The organism is Aeribacillus sp. FSL K6-2848 (genome assembly GCF_038004325.1).
In the GTDB taxonomy this organism is placed as follows: Bacteria; Bacillota; Bacilli; order Bacillales; family Aeribacillaceae; genus Aeribacillus; species Aeribacillus composti.
This window is the reverse complement of record NZ_JBBOQQ010000001.1, coordinates 515,602-538,612: the sequence shown is the minus strand read 5'-3', so window position 1 is coordinate 538,612 and position 23,011 is coordinate 515,602. Positions and strand designations below refer to the sequence as shown.

The following is a 23,011-nucleotide window of genomic DNA, read 5'->3' as shown; positions in this document are numbered from 1 at the left end:
TCTATCAAAATCACGAATTAGACTTCAATATATTAGATGAAATGAAAATTTGTGAGCGTCATAAGATACAGTCTTTACAACTTTCGTTAGAAATTCAACCTTGGAACCACCATATCGTAACAATAGTTAGAAATAAAAGATATATGAATGATATAATTCGGAAGAGCCTTTTTTTATTTTTAAACGGCGGCTTCCACATTATGACGATAATGGCAGGAGCAAACAGAGTGATTAAAATGAGTTTTATCTCAATAAATGCTATACATAAAGCTAATAATATGGAAACGTAAAAAACGGGTATAAACCATGTGCTTTTTTCATTTTCTTCATCATCTGACCCATTATTCGAATCATTCAGTAATTTTTCTAAGTTTAGTTTTTCCCATAGCATATGCTTTACACCTCCTCATGAAAGTTGGGCCATTAAATATGGAGTGATCTTAGCCTCTACAACGGCAGCGATAAATGTCAAAATGATCATTAGAAAAAAGAATGTAAAGATGTCCTTTAAAAAAACGGAATTTGATTCTCCCCTAATTTTGGCAATGACCGCATCAATCAGTTTAAACCCAATAGAACCCGCAATAATCATAGCAGGAATCTCAAATATACCATGTGGAACTAGGGCTGTTACAATATAAATTAGATCGTTCCCATGTTGAAGACTGTGCATGATAGATACACCAACTAAAAAACCATTGACTAGTAATAAAGCAGCAGTAAAAATTCCAAACGTAAATATAGTAAAGCTTATGAAAACATCCGCAAGTACGTTATGTATAAAATAATCAAATATAGTACGCCCAACATTTGGTTCCTGTCTTTCTACAGGTAAGATATTGCTAAAAAAAGTACCCATGATAATTCCAATCACGTATATTATAAACGCTACTGATAAAACCCGCTTATTTCGCAGTAGAACGTTTTTCATTTAACCAATCTCTTCCATATCGTTAATAATCATATTTTCGAAATTTATTATGTTTTTCATGTTCGTGTATTCCTTTAATATTTCCCCATTGATTAAAACTCCTACACGATCGCATAGATTTTGAGCAACATGCACTAAATGAGTAGACATGAAAATAATTTTTCCACTATCTGCGTATTCCCTTAAAAACTTTTTCATAAACATTGTTGTCGGAGGATCAAATGAGCTTAGCGGCTCATCTAGTAAAAGCACATCCGGTTCATGAATGATAGCACCGGCAACAGACAGCTTATGCTTCATACCAAAGGAAAGAGTTGAAATCATTTCATTTTCCTTATCTTTTAGTGAAAAATTTTTTAACAACATTTGAATACGGTCAGTTTTTTGCGAATCGGGTACTTGCTGCAGATCAGCTATAAAATCTAAATATTCCTTTGGAGTAAGATAATTGTAAATAAAAGGTGTGTCCGGCACATAACCAATATATTGTAAAAATTCGGATCGATCATCATCAATTGTCTTACCATCAATAAATATTTTTCCAGAGTCTGGAGTGACCAATCCGATTATACATTTAAGCAAAGTGGACTTCCCAGCACCGTTTGGCCCTAATAATCCATATATTTCTCCTCTTTTTAATGTAATATTAATTGATTTTAATACATCATACTCCTTATACCTTTTCGAAACATCTTTTATAATCATCTGCTCATCTCCCAATGAGAAGTACCGACTCGTTTAATCCAAAAGTAAAAGAATATAAAAAAGCTTATGAATAGCAAGAAAGAACCTAAGATTGCCAACACATTAAAAAGAATGCTGCTGATGTAGTTTTTCCAGTAAAGAACCCCTAACAGTCCATATATTTCTAAATTTAATATTAAAACAATTCCAAGAATCGTGTGTTCAAAAACAGAAGCTTTAACGGAAGAGCCAACATCTTCAATATGTTCCCAATCCAGACGCGGATACAAAAACGTTCCAATAATTTGAGCACTGCTGATGATAATAGCGGTAGTATTTACAAGGACAAATATCATAATGACAGTACTTAGTTTCAGATGAAATAACGAGACAACACATATAAATAAAACGTTCATGACAATCAAAATAGGAATAACATGTAAAATCGCCTTGCTTACGACTAACTGGTTCAAAGAAGAGCCTGACCCTTTATATAAAAGCAAGTTCTCCCTTTCAGCATCAGCTGATGTAATCCCTAATAATCCGTCTCCTAAAAACGAGACATTTAATGAAACTGCAAAGATGATCGGATATATTACGAAAAGAGCCGGGAATTCAAACCAATTTTGCATCATTCCTAACCCGAACAATATTCCGATTTCGGAAGCCAGCATATAGATAGATAAATAAAACCTCTTTTTTATTAAAAAATTCGCTCGAGTGAAAGCGATGAAATCTTTTTTCATAACCGCCAAAACTTTTCTTGATAGAAGTTTTTTTAGTTTCCTATAAACAAAGTTAGGAAAAGATCTGTTTTTTATTATGTTGACATTTGTTTTTTCATTGGAAAGCTGCGAAATATCTTTTACGTCTAAATATTTATTTACAATAAGATACGAAATATAAATTAGAATGATTCCAATAATTAGCAACAACGGTTGATAATAGAGAAAGTATTCTACTTCCATTAGTGTATTAAATAACCAATTAGTAGGCAGCACATAACCAGTCAAAATCACATCAAGATTGAATCTAGAAATAGAATGAACGATTGATTCTATAAAGTTTTCCTCATAAAAGTAGCTAAAACCTAACCAGCCAAATACAATCGTAGACAGAAATGATAAAAGCATAACAAAAACGAAAGAAAGTACACTTTTCACAGCTGACTGAAAAACAACATGCAAAACCTTTGAATATATTATGTATAATCCTGAAGAATAAAAACTGATGACCCCAATTAAAAAAAGAACATAAAATGGAAAAGATACAAATAACAATAGCCTAGAAGTTATTGATTCTTCTGCAAAATTTAAAACGTAGAACAGGATTGGATATAAAAAGAAAAGAGTCGAAAACAGTGACTTGAAAATGATTTGCGTAAAAAATCTTACCAATAATATATCTTTTGGATCTGTTTTCACGGAGTATAGTAAGAGAAAATCTTCCGGATAAACAAACCTTTGCAAAATATCATGAGAAGAACGAAGATTGCTGATTAAATTCCATAATACTAGCAAATTGACTAACAAAACAGCTGCCTGAGAAAAATAAGGAATGATTAGTTCTACTAAATGATATAGGATAAAATTGTATACTCCAAAAATGAAAACAAATAAAACTAGTAATATTTTTTGATTCAATAAATTTTCCCCAAACGGAAAGAAAAAAAGAAATCTATTGACATAGCGTCTAAAATTCAACTTGAAATTCGAATAAAATAGATTAGACTTTAACATACTGCCCCCTGAATTTAAAATCTAGGGCGATGGCAAAAACTTATTTCGCCATCACTCGATTTTTTTAATTTACCATTTCGAGTCCATTCTTTATCTAGATTGAATATATCATAAATAATAGAAAAAATTCCATATTCTGATAAATTTTATTTTAGGGGAAATGCTCGCGCTTTTTTAATAAGCGTCCATTTTACAGAGATGATTTGACGATTACATGAGAGTTACAAAAAGTGAACTTGAGCAGGTTGCCTTTTGCCGTTGAAGTAGCTTCAAGTGCTGAAAGATGAGGGGGAATAGATTGACAGAGCTTCTCTTTAACATGAGATTCTTTTACCAGTAATTTTGTTGAAGCCCTTACAGAAAATCATAATTGAAGGATGAACGCAAAACGGAATGTTTAATAAGTTGTCAGTTTCTGTATTCTATCTTCCAAACCGAAAAGCCGAAAGCCTAATGATAGGGAAAAGAGTAAAAATTGTCAAAAAAGCCGCAGTTATTGTTCTCATTGCTGAGGGAGCTCTTGCACGCTGCAATTTGGCAGGAACAATGAAAAGGGAGAAAAGAAATTGAATAAAGGACTTTTTTATATGTAAGTCCTTTATCCGTTCAAAACGATAATAATCGGAAGGCAAAAGGCTGTAAATTGTTGTTAAAATAATCGCCGAAATAAAGAATCAATTTAATATTCATCTGTTTCCCACTGTTAATGACGGAACATATTTTTTACACACTACAATTATTGAAAAGAGAAGCGTTTTATGCCCGAATTATATTCCTAACTTGGCTCCAAAAAAAATGAAAGTTGAGAGCTTCTTACATTTACGATAATGTTTTCTTGCTTTCACATAGCTTTTGATAGCGTTCGAGAAGTTTTTCATATCGAACCATTCCGGCATCTTTGCTGCCTAGTTCAAAATTTCCATAAAAGCCGTGAAAATCAGATCCTCCTGTTTCGATCAGCTCGAATTGGTCCGCATAATATTTGACAAGTTCTTCGTCCTTAGGTCCATGCAAAGGGTGAACTGCTTCGATGCCTTCTAAGCCAATCTCAACCCACTCGGGGATTGCATCAAAATTGTTGAATTGTTTTGGATGGGCAAGTACCGGCAGACCGCCCGCCTCGCGGATGGCAACAATCGCATCTTCCACATCGACATACTGTATAGGTATGTGCGCTAATCCTTGCGGCTTTCCTTCCCCGCCTTTTGAAAAAAGCTTATCATATAGATCGCCATAGATTTTGTCAGCGTATCCTTTGTTTATTAAAGCATGCATAATATGCTGTTTGTATACCCCTGTGCCGTCTTTGGCGAATTGTTCTACTTCTTCCCATGAAATGTTAAAACCTGCTTTCATAATTCTTTTCGTCATTTCATATGATGCTAGGTGTCTCATCTTTAACAGCGGGCTGCACAGGTTTTCAATCGCTTCGTGATGCGGTTCCACAAAAAAGCCTAAAATATGGGCTCTCCGTTGTCTTTTATAGTCATAAGCCGAAATCTCGATCCCTGGAATAATGGTTACTCCGAGCTGCTCTCCTATATATTTCGCTTCCTTTAATCCTTTTGTCGTATCATGGTCCGTAATTGCCAAATGGGTGATTCCTTTTTCTTTCGCAAGAGAAATTACTTCAAATAGACTCATTGAGCCATCTGATATATTTGAATGACAATGTAAATCAATCATTACGGTCAACACCTGCTTTCACTGTTTTTATAAAATAATTAATGAGTTTCACGCAAATTTACCTTCATTCTTGTCGAAACAAATTCGAAAATGATCGCTAAAACAAGAATGAAGTAAGTAATCATTCCAATTTCCCTTAAATCAAAATAAAATCCGCTCGCCATAAACAAATCAAATCCGATCCCGCCTGCTCCTGCGGCAGCCCCCATCGCAACGGCAACGGAAAAGTTAATCTCAAATCTCATAAACGTCCAAGAAATTAAATACGTCATTGATGAGGGGATTACCGTCTGAAACACAATTTGCCACCAATTGGCCCCGCAGCCCTTTAATGCTTCGATCACACCTTCATCCAACTCTTCGAACGATTCAGAATATGCTTTAATCAAATAGCCAATGGAGTGAAACGTCATGCCAATAACAGCTGCAACACTTCCTAGACCAGCAGCGACGGAAAAAATCAGCACCCACAAAACAGTAGGAACGGCGCGAATAAATGCAACAAAGGCTTTAATGGTATTGGAAACAACTTTATTTGATAAATTTTGCGCTGCCAACAGCCCTAGAAAAAGTGCAATAACAGCTCCGAACACTGTCGTCAAAAAAGCAAGCCCCAAGGTTATCAACACTTGATAGATTGCTTCTGTTATAGTTAAACGCGAAAAGCTTGCTTCGAAAAACATTGTTTTAAAATTCGCAAACGTTTCTTTTAATCCAGACATGAAATTTGTATCGCCATAATCAAACACGGTAAAGCCATAAACAGTAATAACGAATAATGCTGTCAATGTCAGCCGGATGGCAATTGCCTGCTTCGTCAACGGTTTCACTTTTATTTTCGAAGAATGCGTTAATTTTCCGCTGTCTTTCAGAGTGCTTCCAGTTTTCATCAACCATTCATTATTCATATCATCACCCTTTCTTCCTTAAATTTTCATTCATCGTTATAAAATGACCCTTCTTATCAAATTCGAAAGATATTCAATGACAAATACCGTCAGTACGATAGTCATGACAACCAAACTCGCTGCACTATAATTGGAGCTTTTATAATACAAGTCAAAAGAAAAACCAATTCCAGTACCGGTTAAAATTCCAACTAAAGTCGCGCTGCGAATATTCGTTTCAATTTCAAATAATACCCAACTGATCATCTGGGGAAGGCTGGATGGAATGACCGACTGGAAGATGATCGAAAAAAATTGGGCGCCGGTTGCACGCAATGCTTCAACGGAACTATTGCTAACTTCATCGATCGTTTCTATAAATGCTCGCGTTAAAAAACCAAAGGAGGCGAAGAACAAAGCAAAAAATCCGGTAATGGAGCTTTGTCCAAAAGAAAAGAGCAGAATCAATGCCCATGCAGCTACCGGAATATTACGAGAAACAGTTGCAATTCCTCTGCTTATTGTACTTAATAAACCATTCACTTTCGTCGTCTTCGAACCGCATATTGCGAAAAAAGTTGCAAAAATAGCTGCTGTTGTCGTGGAAGCGACTGATATTAAAACTGTTTCTTGTAATTTACTTAAAATATCCGGAAGCTTTTCCATCGCTTTTGCATCAGGAAAAAAATTTGTCACTCCCCACTCTACTGCCTTTGCGACAGAGGTGAATCCTTTCACAAGCTGAAAATCGGTTATAAACATAGAAAGATACGTTAACACAATCAACAATAAAAAAAATAAGGAGAAGCTTCTTCTTCTTTTTACAAAGATATCTGCTTGCATGATCTTCACCTACATTAAAGAATCAGATTCTTTACTTCAGACCCATAAATATTGCGAACAATATCTTCTGTTATTTGTTTCGGCGAGCCATCGTACACTTTCTTTCCATTATTAATACCGATAATTCGATCAGAGTACTTCAAAGCGACATCGACTTGGTGCAGGTTGACAATACAAGTAATTCCGAGTGTAGAAGAAATATTTTTTAAATGATCCATAATGATTTTGGCTGAGTTTGGATCTAAGGAGGCAATCGGCTCATCACACAATAGCATTCTCGGATTTTGAATTAAGGCTCTGGCAATTCCGACTCTTTGTTTTTGTCCGCCGCTTAGCTGATCACACCGTTTATACACTTGATCCTCCAGCCCCAACAATCCGAGAATATGAACCGCCTGCTTTTTCTCCTCCTCGCTGTATAAACCGAATGCTCCTGCCATAGTTGACTTATAGCCGAGCCTGCCGTGGAGCACGTTTTCAATTACGCTTAATCTAGTGACAAGATTGTAATGCTGAAAGACCATTCCAATGGTTGCCCTCACTTTTCTTAAGCTTTTTTTGCCAAGCTTTAAAATGTCGACACCATCAAATATGATTTCACCGCTAGACGCTTCGATCATGCGGTTAATACACCGGAGGAGGGTTGATTTCCCCGCCCCCGATGGACCAATGATCGAAACGAATTCCCCTTCTTTTACAGAAAAGTTCATGTCTTGAAGCGCCATTGTATTGGTTCCATAACGTTTTGAAACGTTATTTAATGTTAAAATGGCTGTCATCGTTTATCCCTCACCAAATCCTTATTTAGACAATTCTCTGATCGGATCAAACCAAGAATCCTCTACTTCAACGAAACGCTCATTAGCTTTTTTCGTAAACAAACCGCTAAAATCAGAATCCTCCGGCACGAAAATCTTCGTATTGTTGGCTACTTCATCAGAAACAAAAGCTTCCACAAGCTTTTTGCGATCTTCTTCAGATACGGTTTCCGTATTGACAACAAACGGAGCATTCAATACCGGTGTGACTGAAATTAAGACAAATTCCTTTCCAGGCACAGTATGAAACGGCTCAGCAGCATCTTTTTTGACTTTATATACCGCTCCCGGTTTATTTTGCTCACCGTCAACTAATTCAATATAGTTGTTCACACATGTGTCGCAAAATGCTGCTACATCTACTTTTCCAGACAGTAAGTTAACCGCAGACCCTTGATGAGAGCCTCCATATTGCACTTCGCTGAAAAACTTGCCCTCGCCGCCTTCTAATAAATCTTCAGCAGTTAAATCTTTGTACTCTTCTTTTTGGCTAAAGTACGAAACGATTTCGGTCGATGGAACTTTAAAGCCTGATGTGGAGCTGTTAGACACAAATGAAAATTTCTTTCCAGCTATATTATCAATGGAAAACCCGGAGCCGCTTTTGTACTCGTCTTCATCCCCTTTATTTACGGCAAGCCAGCTGTAGTACATGGCATCATCAAGTGTGCCGGATTCACCGCTCGGAACAACGAGAGGAAGCACTTTTTCATTTTTGTCATGAGCCTCTATGTATCCCTGTGCACCCATAAACGCTAAATCAGCATTTCCGTTTGCAATCGCCTCAATGGCAATAATGTAATCAGTTGTCGTCTTATGCTCGACTTTCTTTCCAGTTGCTTCTTCAATCAACTTAGCGATTTCGTCACGTGCCGCTTTCAAATCTTCGCCGGATTCATTCGGGTACCATGCAATTGTAAGCATATCGTCGCCGCTTTTTTGAGCGGAATCGCTTTCTGTTCCTGCTGATGATGAACAACCTGATAAAAAGATGACCAAGATGAAAGCGATGCTCATAAACCTCAACATTTTTTTCATATTCATTACCCCTTTTCCTTTCAAAATAGATTATTTTTCCATTTATAATTGAATATAAAGGATGAATGTAAAGGAACTGTTAATTCATATCGTTGAATTACTAAAGAATTTTTAATGTTTTGTAAAGGGATTTTTTTCAGAATACTTGATGATTTCCCCGTCCAACATTCGGTATTCTACATCACATAAGTTTTGCATGAACAACAAATCATGAAAAATTCCCAGCATTGTTGTCCCTTCGCGAACGAGCTGCTCCATCAATACTCTTACTTTTTCCTTCGATTCATCATCTAAACTTGCCGTCGGTTCATCCAATAAAAGTAGTCTCGGACGCTTTACCATTGCTCTAGCGATGTTCAACCGCAGTTTTTCACCTCCGGAAAAAGTAGCAACATAACTATCCCAAAGCTGAGGATCCAGTTCAAAATGCGTCAATATTTTTTCTGTCTCTTCCTCCGCATACTTATCGTTATGCCCCATTTCTAATATCGCTTGTTTGACTATTTCCCTGGCCGTTATACGAGGCAAAGCATTTAAAAACTGTGATACGTATCCGATCTCATGCTTTCGTAAATAAATCATTTCTCTTTCCGTCGCTTCTCGCAAATTGATTAGGCCAAACTTTTTTGAGTTGTACCAGATGTCTCCACTTTCAGGCAAATATGTGCGGTAGATGCATTTTAAAATGGTTGATTTTCCGCTGCCGCTTTTACCGGTAATACCGACAAATTCTCCTTCTTTTACAACAAAGCTAATCTTGTTAATTGCGTGGATTTCCTTGTTTACGTTGTGCAATCGAAATGTTTTGGACAGATTCTCAACCGTTAAAATGTTTTCCACTGAATTCCCTTCTTCCCTCATACTTATCTAGAAATGTTTCAATATGTTGAGACAAGTCGTCGATTCGTTCTTTCAACGTTTCATACGACCAATCCCACCACTTGATTTGTTCCAATCGTTTAACCGTTTGCTCATCAAATCGGCGCCTTAACGGTTTGGCTGGTATTCCAGCAACGATTGTATAAGGCTCTACATCCTTTGTCACAATAGCTCCGCTGCCGACTACTGCACCATTGCCGATTTTTACACCAGGCATGATGATGGCCCCATGGCCAATCCATGTGTCATGGCCGATATAGGTGATTTGTGCTTTACGCCATGATAAAAACGCTTCATCGTCATGAATATCAACTCCATACATTTTTCTCCGATACGTAATATGGTGCAAAGTAGGGCGATTCATCGGGTGAGCGGTTGGACCGATTCGCACCATCGCAGCAATATTGGAAAATTTTCCAACTTCAACATTTTGCAGGATGCAAAACTGCCCTGTATAAGAAAAATCCCCCATTTTTACATTTTCTAAATAATTGTGAGCCCCTATTTCTGTGTATTCACCTAATTCTGTATGAAACAACTGGCAATGTTCATGGATATAAGGTTTTTTTGACAGCTTTTTCTCGATCATAGAAACTCCCTTTCCATCATCTTTAAATTCTATAATTTGTTTTCAAGATTAAACGGCCGTCCACAAAACAAGACGTGATAACCGGAAAATCTAAGTCTATTTTTTCGATGATGACTATATCCGCTTTTTTTCCTTCCTTAATTGATCCAATTTGATCATCCAGTTTGACAGCTTTGGCCGGGTTAATCGTCACAAGCTTAAACATTTCGACTAGGTCGATATCGCTTTTTTCGCTCATTTTAAAAACAGCATGAAGCAGCGATGGAGGATAATAGTCACTACATAAAATATCGATACACCCGTGTTGAATGGCTTCTTGTGCAGATAAATTTCCGCTGTGGGACCCTCCCAAAAGAACGTTCGGAGCCCCGGCTACCGTCAGCATTCCTTTCTTTTTCGCATTTTTAGCAATTTCCAAGGTGATTGGAAATTCACTGATCGAAGCCCCAAAGCTTTGCACAAGCTCAAGTTTTTCCAACGTGTCATCGTCATGAGAAGCGATAGCAATACCTTTTTGTTGTGCCAGCGTTGCAATTTCCTTTATTCCCTCAAGTGTTAATTTTTCCTTATGCTGATGTTTTGTAATGACTCTATCAATCTCTTCATCACTGAGCTCTTGGTAGCCTTTTATCGTTTTTCTGTAAATTTCTAAATCTCTATATTGTCCTTGACCAGGGGTATGATCCATAAACGAAATTAAGTGCACCTTGCACTCAGCAATGTACGATTTTAAGTTTTCAACTTCTTCGATGCTGTCAATTTCAAACCGTGCATGGAACCGATGTCGTATTAAATGCTTTGTATGATGAGTTTGGTGGATCATTTCAATAAATTTCCGGACATTTTCCGGCTCACGGATCGGTTTATGTGAAAATTCCGAGCTTTTATAAATAGAAAGTGAATGAAATATTGTTGTAATCCCATGGGTGATTAATTCTTTTTCCGCTTCGCGAAGACTTAAATGAAAATTCATTAACGATGTCGGTCTTGGTGCTGCCATATGTTCAATATAGTCAGAATGAAGATCGATAAACCCAGGAGAGACATATCCGCCCGCCGCATCGATTACTTCCATTCCTTCCTTCCAAGCGATTTTCCCTTTGCCATCAATTTTGCTAATTTTATCTCCTTCAATAAGAAGATCGTAACCATCGAGAATGGTTTCTTCCGTTATAATTCTTCCGTTTGTTATGAGATACACGTTTTTTCCTCCATTCTCACAAGTCCAAAAAATTGATCATAATAATGAATGGACGAGCTGCTGTGTATAAGGATGCTGTGGATCTTCCAAAATTTGATCGGTCAACCCTTGCTCGATAATTTTTCCTTCCAGCATGACGAACGTTCTGTCTGCAAGCATTCTGATAACGCCTAAATCATGGGAAACAACGATCATGCTTATCTTCAGTTCCCTCTGTAAATTCCGTATCAAATCTAAAACATTTGCTTGAACGGACAAATCAAGACCGGTCGTTACTTCATCGAGAAGAAGAATCGGCGGATTATTCGACAATGCTTTGGCGATTTGAACTCTTTGCTGCATGCCCCCCGAAAATTTTTGGGGCTCCTCCTTCATCCTAAATAGCGGAATGTTTACCTCCTCAAGCAGCACTTGTCCTCTTAACACCATCTGTCCAACATTCCTGTTCCCTGCCGCAATTAATTTTTCAGCAATATTGCCGATGGAGGAAAAGTTCATGCGCAAGCCGAGAAGCGGATTTTGGTAAACTTTCCCCATCAGATGGTTGCGAATGTACCGTTTTTGTTGGGAGGACTCGTTTAATACGTTTTTTTTTCCATCATGATAAAATCGGATATACACTTCACCGCTTGTGGCCTCTTGATCAAAATATAGCTGTCTCATTAATGTTGATTTACCGCTGCCGCTTTCACCTACAATGCCTAATACTTCACCGGGATAGAGATCAAACGAAATATCACGGCAAACATATACCGTACCGCAGACAGGGCAAAAGTTTTTCACCAAAACGGCGGAATCCGCCTTTCCGCATTGGCTGCATCCAGGTCCGAATTGTTTGTTTAACTTTTTGACCGATAATACTGGATTGCTTAAATCATCCATGTTGAACACCTCTTGATTCTGATTGCTCATTTAATCTTGATAAACAATAGCTTGTATCATTGCATTGGTAATAGGTTTCACCTGTTTCCTCATTAAACAATTCATCCAAATATACTCCCGTAGCGCCGCACAGTCTGCAATGTTTATCTTCAAAGCTCTCCACTTCAAACGGATAATCGTCAAACGCAAGTGAAACGACTTTCGTGTATGGTGGTACAGCGTATATCTTCTTTTCACGACCGGCTCCAAGCAAAATTAATGCCTTTGAATAGTGCATTTTCGGATTATCAAACCTTGGTATAGGACTCGGCGCCATGACATACCGATTTTCCACCATCACAGGATGATCAAAATCCGAAGCCATATGCCCGTATTTCATGATTTGTTCAAAAAGCATCAGCCATGCGCCGCTGTATTCTTTCTCCGCATGAAGCCTTTTCGTATTATATTCGCTCGGTTCATAATCGCGCAGCGGTTCAGGCAGTGGTACTTGTAATACAAGTATCTGGCCTTCTGTAAGAGGAATTTCTGGAATTCGATGTCTTGATTGAATGATCGTTGCTTCTTGCGTCTCCTCCGTCGTTTTAATGCCCGCCGTTTTCATCACCAATTTTTTAATGTTTACCGCATTAACGGATTCATCAGAGCCTTGGTCGATTACTTTTAAAACATCATCTTTGCCAATGAGAGAAAGGGTTAATTGCAGTCCACCTGTTCCCCAGCCGCGTGCAATCGGCATTTCTCTTGATGCAAATGGAACTTGATAGCCCGGAATGGCAATTGCTTTTAATGTGGCTCTTCGAATTTCCCGTTTGGAACCTTCATCGAAAAAAGCAAAATTATAATGGATTTGCATGAATTCCTCTCCTTTTTACATTTCTTGCTTGCTTTTTGATTTGCGTACAATATCAAGCTTCGATTGGAAAGTGACATAGTGAGGCAGCTTCAAATGTGAAATAAACCCGGTGGATTCAACCGAATCAATATGATAAAGGACAAATTCCTCGTCTCCTGTCGGATAGTCCCTATTTCCTTTCTCCAAACTATTGTCTAAAATTCCCATTGCGATTGCTTTCGTTTCATTTTGACCAAAGCAAAGACCATATCCGATTTCAAACTTAATTTCCTTTTTCCCGTCCCCGATCTCAACTGTTTCCGGAATTAACATTTCGACTTCGGTTGCTTTAATTTCCCCAATATAATAAGCATCGTCTTCTCTATTAAATGAATGAAAAGGGCTATCGATGTAAACCGGCAAATAGCCGACACGCAGTTCACCTACTGTTGGATGAAGACTTCCATATCCGCGAATGACGGCATAAGCTAATGAAGTCACCGCCCCTGTCTGGCCTCTTGTTAAAACTTGGAGACGCTGACTGCGGGTGGAAGGAAACGTCAAGCTTTTTCTCGTTACATCATCAGGCTCTGTATTGTCCATTACACACTCCGAGAACAAACCTTCTTTTCTTAAGTAATCACTTACTTTTGGCAGTTTGCCAAAATGTTTTTCATCCACTTCATCGAGCATTTCCTTCTCATAGGCCGAAAGCCAATTTACTGCATCTTCATCTGTTTCCTCCATGAGGTCAAAGTCGAGCAAACGATGAGTGTAGTCAGTTGTAGCTCCTAAAATTTGGCCGCCTGGTATATCTTTAAAACTAGCTGAAATCCTTCTTTCGATACTCATGTCCTTTGTATTAACTATTTGCGAATAATGCTTGCGCGGTAAAGTGGATCGATATGCACGAAGCAGAAAAACCGCTTCTTCAAGATTGCCTTCAGCATGTTTGATCGCTAGCGCCGCAAGGGTTTCGTCATATAGACTGCTCTCTGACATCACCTGATCAATCAATCCCCGCAGGCCAGCTTCAATTCTGCCAATGTCAAGAACAACTCCTTTTTTTAACCGCTCATATTTCAGCCGTTTAATCGACTCCTCAATGGCAATTGTTCCGCCTTTCACTGCCACATATCCCATCAAAGCTTCCTCCCTTCTGATAAAATTTGCGTCGTCCTTGGCAGACATAAGAGATGATGATTTTTGTCCACAAAAATTAAATCAACCCCCATTGGAAATTCAGCGTTTTGTTGCTGTCGAACTTCCATCCAATTCCCATTTACTGAAACATTTACATAATTTGCTTCTTCAATGCCCGGACCTGTTAATTTGAAATCGCATCCATCCGTAACAGCATCTGCCTCAACAATAATGGTTGCTGAATCATGGGGATCGATGAGACTGCCGGTTTTTACTCGCTGTAATATTTGCCCAAGTTCATCTTCAGCTTTGTCATAAAGTACAAAAACGAAATCAGCGCGTTCTGCTGCATCAGCTTTTGCATAGGTTAGTTGGTTTATCCAGCGAGTTGTCTCTTCTTCCTTCTCGGAAACTACCTTAAAGGTCACTTCAGTATCTAGAAGCATTGCAGCCAGAACAAGTGTCGAGGGAAAACAGCCAGCCTCAAGATCTACTTTGGCCGCTTCATCTTTTAAATTTGTTATCAATCCGGGCCTAGACATGGAATCGACAACTTTTCGATATGCACGTTGAATATCGTGAATAAAATCTAATTTCATTCAACCTCTGCTCCTTTTAAACATCCATCGTTTCAAAATTTACTTTTGTCTTCAAAATTTTCATGAAGGAGTTCTTTCTTTGCTCATGAATTGCTGCTTCCTCCTTCAACAAAACTTCATTCCATCGTTCCGTTTCTGGCAATTGTGCATTGTAAGCTGCATCGACCACAGCCAAATGGTATGCTAATTCCGGCTCATGTCCTTTTAATATGCCGATGCCGATATACCCGCTAATTTCCACTTTACATTCTGTTACAAAAACTTCTCCTAAGTAGAACAAACTGTTCTTTGCCGTTTCCCGAACTTTTACCATTACTAAACCGTTGTTCGGCTTTTCAATCGTTTTTACCTCATACTTAGCTAAAATTTGTTGTGCCAATGTGGCGGCAACGTTCTTATTTCCGTTGATTAAAATTTCTGTTCTTCGCCTTCTTTCCATTTCCGCCCCTCCATCATGATTTTTTGCTTCCGTTGATTTAAGCATATCTTGTTGCCAAGTAGAAAAAATTTAAAAAAAAGTAAATTCTATTAATTTTTTGCAAACGCATTTTTAAGAAAATGTTAATGAGCACAATCGAGTAGGAGGGAGCGATTAACTCCCGTCCTCTCACACCACCGTACGTACGGTTCCGTATACGGCGGTTCAATTAAGATAATTGACGCAAGTTTTCATAACTTCCGTGAATAGCTGTTCTCTTTATGCCAGTGGTCACTCCACCCTCCAAGAGGTCTCCCACGGGATTCACCGCTTCCTCCCTCAAGTGAGGTACTACGTTTTCTGTGTTCATCATGACTCACTGAATGCCAAGGGCTATTCTCTCTTAATTGTTCGGTCCTTCTTAGTTGTTCTAGACCAACTAATACTATGACCTCTGCTGACTTCTGACGGTTCAGCTACTTATCACTAAGTAGGTTATGAAGCGTACTTCACATATCCACCAGACCTCCCCGGGTAAGTACATGCACTTTCACACCATCTATCCGCCTCATTTACTCGATATGACCTTCGACAGAAAGAGCTTTGTTTTGTTTTGCAAACTCACTCAATCATACCTAGCCTTATATGAGGTTCGTGTTCCTCGGACCGGTGTTTTGCCTCCAGCTTCCTTCAGATTCCGCGTCACCACGGACACCCTTGCTCTTGGCTAACCTCTACTTCTGTCTTCGGGGTTCGGGACTTACACCCTATAGTTCATATACATGCCGGGCGCACAAAAAAAGAGAGATTCCTTGAATGAATCTCTCTGCTGCTTTCAATCCAAAATCGAAAGCATATAAAAACAAGCAGAGAAAAACGCATGTTTTCCTCTACTTGTTGGATTTTAGGGACTTATCGGACATACCCGAAAGCAAAAGTTTTTTATATAACAAAGTTAAAGCAATCACTCCGATAAAAAATTTCTGTATGTTCAAGCACCGTTCCGGTTTTTTTATCGATACATCCTGTCTCCAACACTAAAAGCGGAATTAAGCTCGTGCATTCAAGAATTTCCCATAAGAATTTAGTCGGAAATAAAACCTTTAACACGCTTGACTTCGATTCAAATTCAGTGAAGCCTTTCTTTTGATAATAATCAAACATGGACGTGATTTCCTTGCCATACAAATCAATATCATCAAATACGGATTTCGCCACGTAGGAAATATGCAAGGCAATTGGTCGATTATTGACAATGCGCAGCCTGCCTATTTTAAATACTCGATCCGTTTCCTCAACACCGAGAGAATGAAAGATTGCTTTATTATAGCCGATTTCTTCGCAAAAAATGTTTTTCGATCGGAAATGGTGCCCAAGTCTAATCATTTTCCTGCTGAAGCTTTCATCCCCGGAAAGAACAAGCGGAATCTGCATTTGCCGATCTTTTACATAGCTGCCCTTTCCTTGTCTTGAATAAATATATCCCATCTCCTGAAGCCTTTCGTATACTTTGCGGATTGTCATTCGCGGAACGTTAAAATAGTCAGCAAGCTCATTTTCGGATGGTAATTTATCATTGGCTTCATACCTGCCAGAATGAATATCTGATATGATTTTATCAATGATCTCCATTTCTTCTGCCATCTGCATTCTACCCCGCTTTGAAATTGACCTGCTATTTTTTCACACGGCAGCTCAAAAACTGCGCTTTGAAAAATATTTTTTGCTACACTTTCTATTGGTTACATTCAGTATAGTTTATGTAACTGGAACTGTCCAAGCCCATTTTATAGCCTATAGAGGATCCATCTGCTAGTTTGCTTTAGATACTGATAAATAAAGTTTTGCTGCATTATATTAATCTAATTTGCGAAGATGCTTGCTAATCGACGGCTGACTTATGTGAAACACTTCTAGAAGCTTGCAAACGCAATGTGTAAAACCTCCTGGAAAGCATTAAGAACGTTTAAATCAAGTTGAAATACGTTCCTTCCATCCCAGTTCCATAAAATTCCTTTCTGTTTCTTGTGTAGAGCCGGATCGGTTTTGGAAAATATGAATCAAAAAATACTAAAATTTTCAAACTCTTTACTAAACCTATTCTAGTTAACCCTTATCGGTAAAGGTATTGATCAGTTTTCATCATTTTATTCCACAACTTGCCACGATTCTTGAAACAACTTTACTTGATAGTTTTTCATTTCGTTCACCTATTCATATCCTGTATGATCAACGAATAATTCTATTAGCGAAGAAGCAAAAACTTAAAATAGTTTTTATAAAATATAGTGTTAAAAAATTCTGAATTGTTGTATTATTATTTTAACAGCTAGCAAAAAAAGACAACAATATTCCCAAAATGACACACTTTTTTCTGTAAAAATCAAGAAGGAGGAATCAAAATGGGGGAAGCTGGGAAAGGAGCGGTTATGGAGACGTCCATTGATCACTTGTTGGTTGAAAAGCTTTCAGATCCGCGAACGATGGAGCAGCTAATCCACTTGCTTGATAAGCTGGAGAATGTAACGTTCCTTTTGGATATGCTGGAAAATTTTCTTCAACGCGGACCGGAATTTGCTGATTCGATCAATGAACTTGTCGTTCTTTTGCGACAAGGCATATCTAGACCAGAATATGTTACGCGTTTTGAGAATGCTTTAACCGCGTTGCATAAAATGCAAGAATTCCTCGATTCTCCGCAAATCCAAGAGCTGTTCAAGTCCGATGTTTTGGACGTGCGCTCGGTGCAAGTAATTGGAAAGGTGTCGCGTTCATTGTATCAAGCCTCTAAAGAAGCAGCGGAAACGGGAACGAAACGTGTGGGAATTATTGGTCTGATGCGGACATTAAGCGATCCGGAAGTACAGCCTGCACTTAATTTCGTCCTTAATTTTGCACGAAACTTATCGAAGGAGATCAGCGATGCATGAGTTGTCTATTGCCCAAAGCTTAGTTGAATTGGCGGCAGAAGCGGCGGAAAATTCGGGAATAAAGAAAGTTAAAGCGCTGTTTTTAAAGCTTGGAGTATTATCAGGTGTCGTAAAAGAAGCCTTAGAATTTTCTTTTGATGTGGTTGTTCAGGGAACTTCGTTGGAAGGGGCTAAACTTATTATTGAAGATGTCCCCGTGACCATTTTCTGTCCCAACTGCCAAGAAGAACGGATTTTGCCTGAACCGCTTCCTATGCGCTGTCCTACGTGCGGCACAAAAACTGGCCAAGTCCTTGCGGGAAGAGAGATGGAATTGTACGCATTGGAAGGTGGAGAAGAAAATGCATGATTTGACCTTAAATCCTCGAATTGTTGAAATTCGCCAGAATGTTTTGAAGAAAAATGATCTCCTTGCTAGAGAATTAAGAAAGCGGTTTCAAAATGTGGGCGTTTATGTCGTCAATCTCGTTTCCAGTCCTGGAGCGGGAAAAACGACGCTGCTTACAGAAGTGCTTACCCGCCTTGGCAAACGCTATCGAACAGCCGCTTTAGTTGGCGATTTAGCAACTGAAAACGACGCGGACCGCTTGCGGCAAAGTGGAGCAAAAGTGCGTCAAATTACTACTGGCACAGTTTGCCATCTGGAAGCGGAAATGATTGAGCGAACGTTGCAAGATTGGGAGTTGGAAACATTTGATTTCCTTTTTATCGAAAATGTTGGAAATCTCGTCTGTCCCGCAAGTTATGACTTGGGAGAAAACCAGCGTGTAGTTCTTTTTTCCGTGACAGAGGGCGAGGATAAACCGGTAAAATATCCGACTATTGTCAACAGTGCTGATACGGCGATTATCACAAAAATTGATTTAGCGGAAGCGGTAGATTTTCAGCGAAAACGATTTTATGAAGCATTGAATGAGGTGCGCCCAGGCATTCGCATTCACGAAGTTTCTGCTCGCACAGGAGAAGGAATTGACGAATGGATTTCACAGCTGGAAGCGGATAAATCAGCATTTATTCATTCGTCCGGCTCTCTATAAGCAAAATTTTAGATGAATAGAACGCTGCGAAAGACTATGATTTTGAGTCGTTTGGTTGAAATAGAAAACGATTTGAATCAAGCCGACAAGTCGCCAAACACCAGTGAGACATCTAAACAGGAGAGCGTCTATACGAAGATGTATTTTAAAATATCAGAACCTTCTGACTTTCGTTGCGCAAAGGTATTGAAATTGAAAAATCTTGCCCAAAACTTTTTGGAGGTGGAGAAAATGGTGAATCTCCTTTGGATGCACGGCGGTGCGTGCAATGGAAACACTCAATCATTTTTAAATGCGGAAGAGCCAACGGTCATTGATTTAGTAACCGATTTTGGCATTAACATTTTGTATCACCATTCTTTGTCGATGGAGTTCGGTGAGCAAGTTCGCCGCCTTTATGAGCAAATTCTCAATGACGAAATCCCACTGGATATCTTGGTGGTAGAAGGGACAATTATTCAGGGACCTGACGGAACAGGGCACTATGATATGCTTATGGACCGTCCGAAAAAAAACTGGATTTGGGATTTCGCCCATAAAGCGCAATACGTTGTCGCAATCGGTGATTGTGCGTGCTGGGGTGGAATTCCGGCGACAAAACCGAATCCGTCTGAATCGATTGGTCTTCAATATATGAAAGAAGAACGCGGGGGATTTCTTGGTACACAGTTCCGTTCGAAAGGTGGACTCCCAGTCATTAACATTCCTGGTTGTCCGGCTCATCCCGACTGGGTGACGCAAATTCTTGTAGCCATTGCTACTGGCCGTTTGGAAGATGTTGTTTTAGACGATCTTCAACGTCCGCAAACGTTCTTTAAAACGTTTACCCAAACGGGCTGTACGCGTGTGCAGTATTTCGAGTGGAAAGAGCCGGTGGAAGAGTTCGGACAAGGTACGCGAAAAGGATGTCTCTTTTATGAGCAAGGCTGTCGAGGTCCAATGACTCATTCGCCATGCAACCGCATTCTTTGGAACCGTCAATCTTCCAAAACTCGGGCAGGAATGCCTTGTATTGGCTGTACGGAGCCTCAGTTCCCGTTCTTTGACCTAGCACCTGGAACAGTTTTTAAAACGCAAAAAGTTCTCGGCTCAATTCCAAAAGAAGTACCACAAGGCACCGATCCGCTCAGCTACTCTGTGAATGCGGCATTGGCACGTGCTGTGGCGCCGAAATGGGCGAAAGAAGATATGTTTGTTCCGTGATATTAACGAAATTCGGATTTTTGTCATCAAGATGAAGTGGAATCAGATATGAGTGAAGCACCAATAAACCGTTTGTGATGTTACTTAACGGAAAAAGTGACATCTCCACAAAGACGTGAAGCTTGTTCCGTGATCATTAACAAAATTCGCAACTTTTGTCATCAGGATGAAGTGGAACCGGATATGAGCGAAGCACCAATAAACCGTTTGTGATCTTACTTAACGGAAAAAGTGACTATCTACACAAAGACGTGAAGCTTTCCGTGATCATTAACGAAAATCACGACTTTTGTCATCAGCATCTAGTGGGAACCGGATATGAGCGAAGCACCAATAAGCCGTTTGTTGATGTTGCTTAACGGAAAAAGTGACATCTCCACAAAGACGTGAAGCTTGTTCCGTGATATTAACGAAATTCGCAACTTTTGTCATCAGGATGAAGTGGAACCGGATATGAGCGAAGCACCAATAAACCGTTTGTGATCTTACTTAACGGAAAAAGTGACTATCTACACAAAGACGTGAAGCTTTCCGTGATCATTAACGAAAATCACGACTTTTGTCATCAGCATCTAGTGGGAATCAGATATGAGTGAAGCACCAATAAACCGTTTGTAATCTTACTTAACGGAAAAAGTGACTATCTACACAAAGACGTGAAGCTTGTTCCGTGATCATTAACGAAAATCGCGACTTTTGTCATCAGCATCTAGTGGGAACCGAACATAGGTGAAGCACGAATAAGCCGTTTGTTGATGTTGCTTAACGGAAAAAAGTGACCGTCTCGTCTACACAAAGGCATGAAGAAAGTTATTTTGTATGTTTGAAATCGGCGATTTCCATTTACTGTGATTCGGATATCTTTTAATGGAAACCATTTTAGAAACGAGGTGCCTAAAGAACATGAAAAAGCAAGAGGCTATTGTAAAAACAAACAAACTGGAAATTAAAGTACATTCCCTCGGTCGTGTAGAAGGAGATTTGGATGTAAAAGTAGCCATTGATGATGGCGTTGTTGTAGATGCTTGGACGGAAGCAACGATGTTCCGCGGTTTCGAGATGATTTTAAAAGGAAAAGATCCGCAGGCCGGTTTGATTGTTACTCCTCGGATTTGCGGCATTTGCGGCGGCAGCCATCTCACGAAAGCAGTTTATGCGCTCGATACGGCTTGGGGGACGGAAGTACCGCCGAATGCTACGCTCATCCGCAATATTGCTCAAGCGGCGGAAACGATTCAAAGCATTCCGCGTTGGTTTTATGCTTTGTTCGCAATTGGTTTAACACATCGACATTACGCTTCTTCTAAGCTGTACGATGAAGTGGTTCGCCGTTGGGCTCCTTTTGAGGGAGAGCATTATGAGATTGGCGTCACTGTTTCAGCTAAGCCGGTGGAAATTTACGCGATCTTTGGCGGACAATGGCCACATTCCAGCTTCATGGTTCCGGGAGGCGTTGTCAGTTCGCCGACATTGTCCGATATTACTCGCTCTATCTCGATTTTGGAATATTATCGGGAAAACTGGCTGGAGAAAGTTCTTCTTGGTTGTTCCGCTGAACGCTGGCTGGAAAACAAGACTTGGGACGATGTTCTTGCATGGCTGGATGAGAAGCCGGAGCATCGCAATTCTGATCTTGGCTTATTCATTCGCTATAGCATGGAAATCGGATTGGACAAATACGGAGCGGGGCCGGGCCGCTATTTAGCCACTGGAAGCTTTTTTAACCCGCAGCAATACCGCTATCCGACGATTGAAGGACGCAACGCAGCGCTGATTTCCCGTTCGGGAATATTTGATGGGGAAAATTTCCATGATTTTGATCAAGCACGGATACGCGAGGATCATACCCATTCTTTCTATCGCGGCAGCGGTTCTTACCACCCATTTGAAGGAGTAACCGATCCGGTGGATCCGATCGAAGGGCAAAAAGAAGGAAAATATACGTTTGCTAAAGCACCGCGGTATGATATTCCAGGCATCGGAGAAACTCCTCTGGAGGTAGGTCCGTTGGCCCGCCAAGTAATTGCTGGCCGCTCTGGTGCTGAGGAGTGGCAAGATTATGATCCTCTCTTTTTGAACTTGATTAAAGAAATCGGGCCAAGTTCAATGGTGCGTGTGTTGGCTCGCCTTCACGAAGCCGCGAAATATTATTTGCGTATGAAGAAGTGGTTGAAGCAAATCGATTTAAACGAAAAATTTTATATCAAGCCGAAAGAATTGCCTGAAGGACGTGGATTCGGAGCTACGGAAGCAGCCCGCGGCGCTTTGGCTGACTGGATTCAAATTAAAGATGGAAAAATTGAAAATTATCAAGTCGTCACTCCGACAGCATGGAACATTGGACCGCGTGATCGTCACGGTCAGCGCGGACCTATCGAAACAGCGATGATCGGCGTACCTATTAAGAATCCTGAAGATCCGGTCGAATTGGCTCATATTGCCCAAAGCTATGATTCATGCCTTGTTTGCACCGTTCATGCTTATGATGCCAAGTCGCATAAAGAGTTAGCCAAATATAAAGTGATAAATATATGCTGATATCTCTAATATGCAACTTTAAGTAACGTGTTTTTCTGCAGTGCAAGCATATCAGCAGACATTTCATATATAACTGTAAAACTAATAGTCTAGTAAAACAGACAAAGAATGGTAATGGGAACGGTACGCCT

General features: G+C 39.6%; 24 protein-coding genes and 1 pseudogene. 6 read left to right on the top strand and 19 right to left on the bottom strand.

The features are described 5' to 3' along the window. Nucleotides 1-94: 94 nt before the first annotated feature. Genes NSS70_RS02750 through NSS70_RS02735 form a run of 4 tightly spaced genes read right to left on the bottom strand, consistent with a single transcriptional unit; the run spans nucleotide 95 to nucleotide 3,258 of the window. Nucleotides 95-391 (bottom strand): hypothetical protein, encoded by a 297-nt coding sequence (locus NSS70_RS02750; protein ID WP_063387903.1) that lies wholly within the window; start codon nucleotides 389-391, stop codon nucleotides 95-97. 15 nt (nucleotides 392-406) lie between these two features. Continuing rightward, nucleotides 407-931: a stage II sporulation protein M gene (locus NSS70_RS02745; protein ID WP_117017242.1), complete on the bottom strand. Its 525-nt coding sequence runs from the start codon at nucleotides 929-931 to the stop codon at nucleotides 407-409. Further along, the gene (locus tag NSS70_RS02740; protein ID WP_063387905.1) at nucleotides 932-1,636 is read right to left on the bottom strand and encodes an ABC transporter ATP-binding protein; all 705 of its coding nucleotides are present in this window, start codon (nucleotides 1,634-1,636) and stop codon (nucleotides 932-934) included. Beyond that, nucleotides 1,633-3,258, bottom strand: a complete 1,626-nt coding sequence (locus NSS70_RS02735) for a hypothetical protein (protein WP_340880887.1) — start codon at nucleotides 3,256-3,258, stop codon at nucleotides 1,633-1,635. Before NSS70_RS02735 ends, NSS70_RS02740 begins: the two co-directional genes overlap by 4 nt. A gap of 489 nt (nucleotides 3,259-3,747) precedes the next feature. Here NSS70_RS02735 and NSS70_RS02730 point away from each other — a divergent pair, with 489 nt between their 5' ends. Next, nucleotides 3,748-3,924: a hypothetical protein gene (locus tag NSS70_RS02730; RefSeq protein ID WP_186439285.1), complete on the top strand. Its 177-nt coding sequence runs from the start codon at nucleotides 3,748-3,750 to the stop codon at nucleotides 3,922-3,924. Between the two features lie 249 nt (nucleotides 3,925-4,173). Here the strand turns inward: NSS70_RS02730 and NSS70_RS02725 are convergent, their stop codons facing one another. From NSS70_RS02725 to NSS70_RS02655, 15 genes and pseudogenes are all read right to left on the bottom strand, one after another. Then, nucleotides 4,174-5,040 (bottom strand): PHP domain-containing protein, encoded by an 867-nt coding sequence (locus NSS70_RS02725; RefSeq protein ID WP_339198586.1) that lies wholly within the window; start codon nucleotides 5,038-5,040, stop codon nucleotides 4,174-4,176. A gap of 38 nt (nucleotides 5,041-5,078) precedes the next feature. Further along, nucleotides 5,079-5,930, bottom strand: a complete 852-nt coding sequence (locus NSS70_RS02720; protein WP_117017264.1) for a PhnE/PtxC family ABC transporter permease — start codon at nucleotides 5,928-5,930, stop codon at nucleotides 5,079-5,081. Nucleotides 5,931-5,984: 54 nt separating this feature from the next. After that, nucleotides 5,985-6,770, bottom strand: coding sequence for a PhnE/PtxC family ABC transporter permease (locus NSS70_RS02715; protein ID WP_340880885.1), 786 nt, complete (start codon nucleotides 6,768-6,770; stop codon nucleotides 5,985-5,987). A gap of 14 nt (nucleotides 6,771-6,784) precedes the next feature. Continuing rightward, a complete protein-coding gene (phnC, locus tag NSS70_RS02710; RefSeq protein ID WP_339210920.1) occupies nucleotides 6,785-7,549 on the bottom strand; it encodes a phosphonate ABC transporter ATP-binding protein in 765 nt (254 codons plus the stop codon). Nucleotides 7,550-7,570: 21 nt separating this feature from the next. Continuing rightward, a complete protein-coding gene (phnD, locus tag NSS70_RS02705) occupies nucleotides 7,571-8,626 on the bottom strand; it encodes a phosphate/phosphite/phosphonate ABC transporter substrate-binding protein (protein WP_066248163.1) in 1,056 nt (351 codons plus the stop codon). Nucleotides 8,627-8,737: 111 nt separating this feature from the next. Continuing rightward, nucleotides 8,738-9,466, bottom strand: a complete 729-nt coding sequence (locus tag NSS70_RS02700) for a phosphonate C-P lyase system protein PhnL (protein WP_339198578.1) — start codon at nucleotides 9,464-9,466, stop codon at nucleotides 8,738-8,740. Next, nucleotides 9,444-10,094, bottom strand: coding sequence for a DapH/DapD/GlmU-related protein (locus tag NSS70_RS02695; protein ID WP_339198575.1), 651 nt, complete (start codon nucleotides 10,092-10,094; stop codon nucleotides 9,444-9,446). The genes NSS70_RS02700 and NSS70_RS02695 overlap by 23 nt, the downstream gene beginning before the upstream one ends. A 22-nt stretch (nucleotides 10,095-10,116) precedes the next feature. Beyond that, entirely contained in the window at nucleotides 10,117-11,295 is a 1,179-nt protein-coding gene (phnM, locus tag NSS70_RS02690; RefSeq protein WP_339198571.1) for a phosphonate metabolism protein PhnM, read from the bottom strand. Between the two features lie 36 nt (nucleotides 11,296-11,331). Next, a complete protein-coding gene (locus tag NSS70_RS02685) occupies nucleotides 11,332-12,177 on the bottom strand; it encodes an ATP-binding cassette domain-containing protein (RefSeq protein ID WP_327847870.1) in 846 nt (281 codons plus the stop codon). Continuing rightward, on the bottom strand, nucleotides 12,170-13,033 hold the full coding sequence (locus NSS70_RS02680; RefSeq protein ID WP_063387915.1) for an alpha-D-ribose 1-methylphosphonate 5-phosphate C-P-lyase PhnJ: 864 nt from the start codon (nucleotides 13,031-13,033) through the stop codon (nucleotides 12,170-12,172). The genes NSS70_RS02685 and NSS70_RS02680 overlap by 8 nt, the downstream gene beginning before the upstream one ends. 15 nt (nucleotides 13,034-13,048) lie before the next feature. After that, nucleotides 13,049-14,155 (bottom strand): carbon-phosphorus lyase complex subunit PhnI, encoded by a 1,107-nt coding sequence (locus NSS70_RS02675; RefSeq protein WP_063387916.1) that lies wholly within the window; start codon nucleotides 14,153-14,155, stop codon nucleotides 13,049-13,051. Then, on the bottom strand, nucleotides 14,155-14,754 hold the full coding sequence (phnH, locus tag NSS70_RS02670; protein WP_339198566.1) for a phosphonate C-P lyase system protein PhnH: 600 nt from the start codon (nucleotides 14,752-14,754) through the stop codon (nucleotides 14,155-14,157). Before phnH ends, NSS70_RS02675 begins: the two co-directional genes overlap by 1 nt. A 16-nt stretch (nucleotides 14,755-14,770) precedes the next feature. After that, nucleotides 14,771-15,193, bottom strand: a complete 423-nt coding sequence (phnG, locus tag NSS70_RS02665; protein WP_063387918.1) for a phosphonate C-P lyase system protein PhnG — start codon at nucleotides 15,191-15,193, stop codon at nucleotides 14,771-14,773. Nucleotides 15,194-16,114: 921 nt separating this feature from the next. Then, entirely contained in the window at nucleotides 16,115-16,816 is a 702-nt protein-coding gene (locus NSS70_RS02660; RefSeq protein ID WP_066248152.1) for a GntR family transcriptional regulator, read from the bottom strand. Nucleotides 16,817-17,029: 213 nt separating this feature from the next. Next, nucleotides 17,030-17,098: pseudogene (locus NSS70_RS02655) on the bottom strand (ArsR family transcriptional regulator); the annotation flags it as partial. Between the two features lie 476 nt (nucleotides 17,099-17,574). Here NSS70_RS02655 and NSS70_RS02650 point away from each other — a divergent pair. The 5 genes from NSS70_RS02650 (at nucleotide 17,575) to NSS70_RS02630 (ending at nucleotide 22,880) form a co-directional block, all read left to right on the top strand. Further along, nucleotides 17,575-18,102 carry a DUF1641 domain-containing protein gene (locus NSS70_RS02650; RefSeq protein WP_339198563.1) on the top strand — a complete coding sequence of 176 codons (528 nt, stop codon included), beginning with the start codon at nucleotides 17,575-17,577 and terminating at the stop codon, nucleotides 18,100-18,102. Next, nucleotides 18,095-18,451 (top strand): hydrogenase maturation nickel metallochaperone HypA, encoded by a 357-nt coding sequence (gene hypA, locus NSS70_RS02645; RefSeq protein WP_063387609.1) that lies wholly within the window; start codon nucleotides 18,095-18,097, stop codon nucleotides 18,449-18,451. Before NSS70_RS02650 ends, hypA begins: the two co-directional genes overlap by 8 nt. After that, nucleotides 18,444-19,139: a hydrogenase nickel incorporation protein HypB gene (hypB, locus tag NSS70_RS02640; protein ID WP_063387610.1), complete on the top strand. Its 696-nt coding sequence runs from the start codon at nucleotides 18,444-18,446 to the stop codon at nucleotides 19,137-19,139. Before hypA ends, hypB begins: the two co-directional genes overlap by 8 nt. A gap of 231 nt (nucleotides 19,140-19,370) precedes the next feature. Then, entirely contained in the window at nucleotides 19,371-20,342 is a 972-nt protein-coding gene (locus NSS70_RS02635) for a hydrogenase (RefSeq protein WP_117017259.1), read from the top strand. A 903-nt stretch (nucleotides 20,343-21,245) separates the two neighbouring features. After that, a complete protein-coding gene (locus NSS70_RS02630; RefSeq protein ID WP_130156518.1) occupies nucleotides 21,246-22,880 on the top strand; it encodes a nickel-dependent hydrogenase large subunit in 1,635 nt (544 codons plus the stop codon). The last annotated feature ends 131 nt before the right edge of the window (nucleotides 22,881-23,011 follow it).

Coding starts and splice junctions, on each gene's coding strand:
- hypA (WP_063387609.1), top strand. CDS start 18,095: ATGCATGAGTTGTCTATTGCCCAAAGCTTAGTTGAATTGGCGGCAGAA.
- hypB (WP_063387610.1), top strand. CDS start 18,444: ATGCATGATTTGACCTTAAATCCTCGAATTGTTGAAATTCGCCAGAAT.
- NSS70_RS02680 (WP_063387915.1), bottom strand. CDS start 13,033: ATGCAAATCCATTATAATTTTGCTTTTTTCGATGAAGGTTCCAAACGG.
- NSS70_RS02745 (WP_117017242.1), bottom strand. CDS start 931: ATGAAAAACGTTCTACTGCGAAATAAGCGGGTTTTATCAGTAGCGTTT.
- NSS70_RS02630 (WP_130156518.1), top strand. CDS start 21,246: ATGAAAAAGCAAGAGGCTATTGTAAAAACAAACAAACTGGAAATTAAA.
- NSS70_RS02650 (WP_339198563.1), top strand. CDS start 17,575: ATGGGGGAAGCTGGGAAAGGAGCGGTTATGGAGACGTCCATTGATCAC.
- NSS70_RS02685 (WP_327847870.1), bottom strand. CDS start 12,177: ATGGATGATTTAAGCAATCCAGTATTATCGGTCAAAAAGTTAAACAAA.
- NSS70_RS02720 (WP_117017264.1), bottom strand. CDS start 5,930: ATGAAAACTGGAAGCACTCTGAAAGACAGCGGAAAATTAACGCATTCT.
- NSS70_RS02695 (WP_339198575.1), bottom strand. CDS start 10,094: ATGATCGAGAAAAAGCTGTCAAAAAAACCTTATATCCATGAACATTGC.
- NSS70_RS02675 (WP_063387916.1), bottom strand. CDS start 14,155: ATGGGATATGTGGCAGTGAAAGGCGGAACAATTGCCATTGAGGAGTCG.
- NSS70_RS02715 (WP_340880885.1), bottom strand. CDS start 6,770: ATGCAAGCAGATATCTTTGTAAAAAGAAGAAGAAGCTTCTCCTTATTT.
- phnG (WP_063387918.1), bottom strand. CDS start 15,193: ATGGAAAGAAGGCGAAGAACAGAAATTTTAATCAACGGAAATAAGAAC.
- phnC (WP_339210920.1), bottom strand. CDS start 7,549: ATGACAGCCATTTTAACATTAAATAACGTTTCAAAACGTTATGGAACC.
- NSS70_RS02740 (WP_063387905.1), bottom strand. CDS start 1,636: ATGATTATAAAAGATGTTTCGAAAAGGTATAAGGAGTATGATGTATTA.
- phnH (WP_339198566.1), bottom strand. CDS start 14,754: ATGAAATTAGATTTTATTCACGATATTCAACGTGCATATCGAAAAGTT.
- NSS70_RS02750 (WP_063387903.1), bottom strand. CDS start 391: ATGCTATGGGAAAAACTAAACTTAGAAAAATTACTGAATGATTCGAAT.
- NSS70_RS02730 (WP_186439285.1), top strand. CDS start 3,748: ATGTTTAATAAGTTGTCAGTTTCTGTATTCTATCTTCCAAACCGAAAA.
- NSS70_RS02635 (WP_117017259.1), top strand. CDS start 19,371: ATGGTGAATCTCCTTTGGATGCACGGCGGTGCGTGCAATGGAAACACT.
- NSS70_RS02660 (WP_066248152.1), bottom strand. CDS start 16,816: ATGGCAGAAGAAATGGAGATCATTGATAAAATCATATCAGATATTCAT.
- NSS70_RS02725 (WP_339198586.1), bottom strand. CDS start 5,040: ATGATTGATTTACATTGTCATTCAAATATATCAGATGGCTCAATGAGT.
- phnD (WP_066248163.1), bottom strand. CDS start 8,626: ATGAAAAAAATGTTGAGGTTTATGAGCATCGCTTTCATCTTGGTCATC.